The sequence below is a fragment of the Shewanella sp. GutDb-MelDb genome, assembly GCF_002836075.1.
In the GTDB taxonomy this organism is placed as follows: domain Bacteria; phylum Pseudomonadota; class Gammaproteobacteria; order Enterobacterales; family Shewanellaceae; genus Shewanella.
This window is the reverse complement of record NZ_PJBM01000007.1, coordinates 1-5,934: the sequence shown is the minus strand read 5'-3', so window position 1 is coordinate 5,934 and position 5,934 is coordinate 1. Positions and strand designations below refer to the sequence as shown.

Genomic DNA, 5,934 nt, shown 5'->3' with positions numbered 1-5,934 from the left:
CTGGATGCAGCAGAAAAGCTATTTGCTGAGAGAGGGTTTTCAGAAACGTCTCTTAGATTAATAACCAGTAAAGCTGAAGTAAACCTAGCATCGGTAAACTATCATTTTGGCTCAAAAAAAGAGTTGATAAGAGCGGTTTTAGCACGTTATCTCGATGTCTTTATGCCGGCGGCGGCAGATGCTATTGTGGCAGTGCGCTCTGCAGATGCGAATGCATCGCTAGATGATATCTTTTCAAGCTTGGTTAACCCATTACTAGAGCTAAACAAATTAAGATCTGAAGGCACTACGACCTTTTTGCAACTATTAGGGCGTGGCTATATAGAAAGCCAAGGCCATTTGCGCTGGTTTATTACGACCCATTATGGCAAGTATTTGAGCCTATTTGTCAAAGCTGTTGGCGAGAGTACCCCACATATTCCTCCCGCTGAGATGTTTTGGCGCTTACACTTCACCTTAGGTACAGTCGTGTTCACTATGGCGTCAGCTGACGCATTAACCGAGATTGCAGCAGCAGATTTTGGCGAACACAATGATATAGAAGCGGTTATTCGAAAAGTTATCCCTTATCTATCGGCGGGGGTATCGGTTCCTGTGAACAAGGATGCAATGTAGAAATTATGTTTATGACGTTATTAATACTCTTTATTATCGGCGTAGTGGTCATTTTTAGTGTGAAGAACATTAGAATGCAACTGGTTACGCGGCCTGTTTTTAGTTTCTTTAAGAAAGTACTGCCTCCTTTATCTGACACCGAAAAAGAAGCAATGGAAGCGGGCGATGTTTGGTGGGAGGGAGAGCTTTTTAAAGGTAAACCTAACTGGCAAACTTTACACAGTTACGGCAAACCTACGCTAACGTCTGAAGAACACGATTTTATAAATAATCAAGTTGAAACAGCGTTATCTATGATTGACGATTATGACATCGTTACCAATAGAAAAGATCTCCCGCCAGAACTGTGGGAATACTTTAAAAAAGAGGGTTTCTTTGCCCTGATCATTCCGAAAAAATACGGTGGTCGCGCCTTTTCTGCTTATGCAAACTCAACGATTGTGAGTAAAATTGCCAGCAGAAGTGTGAGTGCCGCTGTCACTGTCATGGTGCCCAACTCATTAGGTCCTGGAGAGCTATTAACCCATTACGGTACAACCGAACAAAAGGATTTTTGGTTACCTAAACTTGCAGATGGACAAGCGATCCCTTGTTTTGCATTAACAGGACCTGAAGCTGGCAGTGATGCTGGCGCAATTCCTGATACTGGCATTGTTTGTCGTCAAGAATTTAATGGTGAACAAACCTTAGGCTTAAAGCTCAATTGGAATAAACGCTATATAACGCTTGCTCCCGTCGCTGATGTGTTAGGGCTAGCGTTTCAAATGCATGATCCAGACGGACTGCTTGGAGAGCAAAAGCATATAGGCATTACTTGTGCATTGATCCCAACAGATCATCCCGGTGTCGAGATTGGCCGTCGTCACAACCCATTACATTTAGCCTTTATGAATGGTACTACGCAAGGAAAAGAGGTCTTTATTCCACTTGACTGGATCATTGGTGGACCGCAATACGCCGGTCGCGGCTGGCGGATGCTGGTTGAGTGTTTATCTGCTGGGCGCGGAATTTCACTGCCTGCACTGTCAACGGCTTTGGGGCATATGGCCACTAAAACGACCACTGCATACAGCGCAGTAAGGCAACAATTTGGTATGCCAATCGGTCAGTTTGAAGGTGTACAAGAAGCCTTGGCGCGGATCATTAGTAACACTTACCAGCTCGAAGCGGCCAGACGCTTAACGACTACGGGTATCGACCTTAACGTTAAGCCCTCAATTGTGACTGCAATTGCGAAATATCATATGACTGAATTGGGTCGTCAGGTTATTGATGATGCGATGGATATTCAATCGGGTAAAGGCATCCAATTAGGACCTAAAAACTATCTAGGGAATGCCTATATCGCACTTCCTATCTCTATTACTGTAGAAGGTGCCAATATTCTTACGCGTAGTTTAATGATTTTTGGTCAGGGAGCGACACGTTGCCATCCTTATGTACTGGCTGAAATGGAAGCTGCTGGTATGGAAGATAAAAGTGCAGGGCTTGAACGATTCGATGATCTATTAACGGGTCATATTGGTTACGCTGCCCGCAATGCTTTCAGTGCTTTTAGCCACGCACTGTCGGGAAGCATATTTGCAGCATCTCCAGTCAGTGGCGAAACGAAGAAGTACTATAAGAGCATGACGCGGATATCTTCTGCATTAGCAATCATGACCGATATGTCTATGTTGATGCTCGGCGGCGAACTGAAGCGTAAAGAGATGTTGAGTGCGAGAATGGGGGATGTACTCAGTCAGCTGTATTTGGCATCTGCAACGTTAAAGTTGTTTGAAGATAATGGTCGTCAGTTTGATGATTTACCCACGGTTAAGCATGTGATGGCGACAAGACTACATTTGGCTGCGAAAGCACTCGATGAAGCTATCCGTAATTTCCCTAACCGTATTGTCGCAGCACTATTACGTGTCATGATCTTCCCTCTGGGAAATCACTTTAATCAACCTGATGATAAATTATCAATTGAAGTGGTTAAATCAATGAGTACCCCAGGTCCAGCTCGCGATAGATTGACATTTTTGTGTCCTAATATTAAAGATGACATTAGTGGCATTGCTGATGTTGAGAATGCTTTTATTGCAAAGCATGAGTGCAAAGTGCTCTTTAGTCGATTAAAACAGGCTCAAAGAGAGGGAGGTTTACCGCGTAAACTTGCGCCGCAAGCGTTGTTTGATTCAGCCCTTGAGCTTGACCTCATTAATCAAGATGAGCACCTACAGCTTAGTGAGGCTAATCAATTACGGTTAGCGGCGATAAATGTTGATGACTTTGATGCATTGTAAAAGTGACGCTAGGCTATAAATCACTTGATAATGAATTAATATTTCGTTGGTAAATATGTATACGCTTTAAAATGAAAATCCGTTGAATTAAGTTCAACGGATTTTTTTATGCCAACAAAATAGTGTTAATTCAAAATTAACTTGTCGATGACTAATTATCCATGACAAGTAATGCCAATGAAGAAGAGAGAAGTAGGACTAAACTGAATTGGCTATAGACTGATGCGTTAAGGGACCACACATTTAGGCAAAGATGCTGGAATTAAAATGGAATGAGAATATTAAGTGTAGATACAAAAAATGCACATCAGTAATTAGCTGACATGCATTTTATTTAAGACGCTTTAGTATGGCTCAAACGAGCAATAAACTAAGCGACAATGACAACCTTGCTGGTGTTAGTGCCACCAACGGTTTCCATTGCATCGCCTTTAGTCATCATCGCCATGTCACCACTTTTTAGGTAACCGGCAGCTGCTAACGTTTCTAGTGCTTTTTGAGCAACAAACTCAGGAGCGTAAGCCGTAGAGTCGAAATAAACAGGTTGAACACCACGGTAAAGCGCCATTGTAGCAAGAGTGACTTCGTGACGTGACAGCGCGAAAATAGGCAGCCCCGAACTGATACGAGACATCATTTGCGGTGTAGCACCAGACTCAGTCAATGCAACAATGGCTTTAATTCCACCTAGATGGTTTGCAGCGTACATTGTTGAAAGAGCAATCGTCTCTTCAATCGTAGTGAACTGTTGATCAAGTCTATGCTTTGATACCTGTACACTTGGGTGTAACTCAGCACCTAAACAAACCTCAGCCATTGCTTTTACGGTTTCTTCAGGGAAGTCACCAGCAGCGGTTTCAGCAGAAAGCATTACAGCGTCCGTACCATCAAGTACTGCGTTTGCAACGTCCATGACTTCTGCACGAGTAGGCATTGGACTTGTTATCATTGACTCCATCATTTGAGTCGCAGTAATAACAGGCTTATTAAGTTGGCGAGAGCGGCTAATCAGTTTCTTTTGAACCGCAACAAGTGCTGGATCACCAATCTCAACACCCAAATCACCACGTGCAACCATCACGACATCTGATGCAAGGATAACATCATCCATGGCTTCATCAGAAACAACGGCTTCAGCACGCTCAACTTTAGACACTATCAGCGCGTTACTACCGGCTTCTAGTGCTAAAGCACGTGCATAATCAAGGTCAGCGCCACTACGTGGAAAAGACACTGCTAGGAAATCAACTTTAATCTCTGCAGCTGTAATGATATCGCGTTTATCTTTTTCAGTTAATGCAGCAGCGGATAAACCACCACCTTGCTTGTTGATGCCTTTATTATTAGATAAAGGGCCAGCAACAGTAACAGTAGTGTGAACTTTATTACCGTCTACTTTTTCAACTCGCAGCTGAACACGACCATCATCTAGCATTAGAATGTCGCCTAAGCTGACATCATTTGGTAGCTCTTTATAATCGATACCCACTTGGTTCTCGTCGCCTTCACCTTTTTCAAGATCAGCATCTAAAGTATAAGTTTGCCCTAGGGTTACCTGTACCTTTTTGTTGTCTTTAAAAGTTGAAATGCGAATTTTAGGACCTTGTAGATCACCGAGTACGGCAACATGTACGCCAAGCTCTTTTGCAATAGCTCGCGTATCTGCTGCGCGTTTTTTGTGATCTTCTGGTGCACCGTGAGAAAAGTTTAGGCGAACAACGTTAGCACCGGCAATAATAATGCGGCGTAGGTTGTCATCACGATCAGTGGCTGGGCCCAATGTTGTTACAATCTTGGTTCTGCGGAACATGACATACTCCGTTAAGTTTTAAAAATTCTGACACTATATTAACAGACAATACCCATAAATGTAGTAAAGTTACGAACATAATGATCTATCTCAAGTTTTAATTTTTGTGACCTATTGCAACATTATGGACTAAAAAGGACAGTCGAGCATTGGCTAAACTGTCCTAAAGTATGCCGAAAGCCACTTACAGAATGGGATCTTTGTCTATTCTAGATTCTTTCAATACTTCTTTAACTCGCTTCAAGTTCTCACGGAAACGAGGACCTCGTCTCAATGTAAATCCTGTTGCTAGTACATCAATTATAACCAACTGTGCTAAACGTGAAGCCATAGGAAGGTACATATCGGTGTCTTCAGGGACTTCCATTGTGACAGGCAGTGTACAAACGGTTGAAAGTGGTGAGTTACGGGCGGTAATACCAATCACTGCTGCGCCATTCTCTCTAGCCAACTTTGCTACATCTATTAGTGACTTAGTTCTACCAGTATGTGAAATAAGTACCACTACATCGCCTTCATTACTGTTGATGCAACTCATGCGTTGCATAAGAACATCGTCGAAGCATATGACAGGAACATTAAAGCGGAAAAATTTGTTTTGAGCGTCATGAGCAACAGATGCCGATGCACCAAGACCAAAGAAGGAGATTTTTTTTGCTTGGGTAAGCACATCAACGGCTTTATTAATCGCGGTGGTATCTATGCTTTGTCTCGCGGTATCAAGCGATGCCATAGATGATTCAAATATTTTTGTGGTATATGAGTCAGGGGTATCATCTTCTTCGACGTGACGACTTACGTAGGGCGTACCATTGGCAAGGCTTTGGGCAAGGTGCAGCTTAAAGTCTGGAAAGCCTTTAGTATCAAGCCGGCGGCAAAAACGGTTTACCGTTGGTTCACTGACATCTGCCATTTTGGCCAGTGTAGCTATACTAGAATGAATTGCGGTTTGCGGTGAAGAAAGAATAACTTCCGCTACTTTACGTTCAGATTTACTAAAATGGGTAAGACTTTTTTGGACCTTTTCTAGGGTATTCATATACGTACGTCCACTCAATAGTAGTTTTATTATATCGTTATAGTCCCGTTGGTGGCTAAGCACCGGAGCTGACATTAAATTATAATGATAACAGGTACAAAGATGATAAAATTTAGTAATTTTATCACGAAAGCATATCAGAGATTGAGTCAACATGCCTAATAGACTGAGTTGAAGTTTAT

Annotated in this window: 4 protein-coding genes; 2 read left to right on the top strand and 2 right to left on the bottom strand. The window is 42.6% G+C overall.

Features of this window, described 5'->3' with window-relative positions; translation table 11 throughout:
• The coding region (locus CXF82_RS00285) for a TetR family transcriptional repressor PsrA (protein WP_102043458.1) at positions 1-615 on the top strand (615 nt) is incomplete at its 5' end.
• Between the two features lie 11 nt (positions 616-626).
• Entirely contained in the window at positions 627-2,903 is a 2,277-nt protein-coding gene (locus tag CXF82_RS00280; RefSeq protein ID WP_101092099.1) for an acyl-CoA dehydrogenase, read from the top strand.
• Between the two features lie 370 nt (positions 2,904-3,273).
• Here CXF82_RS00280 and pyk read toward each other — a convergent pair whose 3' ends face one another.
• Together pyk and CXF82_RS00270 are read right to left on the bottom strand one after the other, a co-directional pair.
• Positions 3,274-4,713, bottom strand: coding sequence for a pyruvate kinase (gene pyk / locus CXF82_RS00275; RefSeq protein WP_101092068.1), 1,440 nt, complete (start codon positions 4,711-4,713; stop codon positions 3,274-3,276).
• 184 nt (positions 4,714-4,897) lie between these two features.
• On the bottom strand, positions 4,898-5,752 hold the full coding sequence (locus CXF82_RS00270) for a MurR/RpiR family transcriptional regulator (RefSeq protein WP_101092069.1): 855 nt from the start codon (positions 5,750-5,752) through the stop codon (positions 4,898-4,900).
• Between the last annotated feature and the right edge of the window lie 182 nt (positions 5,753-5,934).

What these genes read in the sequence shown, in the direction of transcription:
- CXF82_RS00280 (WP_101092099.1), top strand. Translation starts at nt 627, where the DNA reads ATGACGTTATTAATACTCTTTATTATCGGCGTAGTGGTCATTTTTAGT.
- pyk (WP_101092068.1), bottom strand. Translation starts at nt 4,713, where the DNA reads ATGTTCCGCAGAACCAAGATTGTAACAACATTGGGCCCAGCCACTGAT.
- CXF82_RS00270 (WP_101092069.1), bottom strand. Translation starts at nt 5,752, where the DNA reads ATGAATACCCTAGAAAAGGTCCAAAAAAGTCTTACCCATTTTAGTAAA.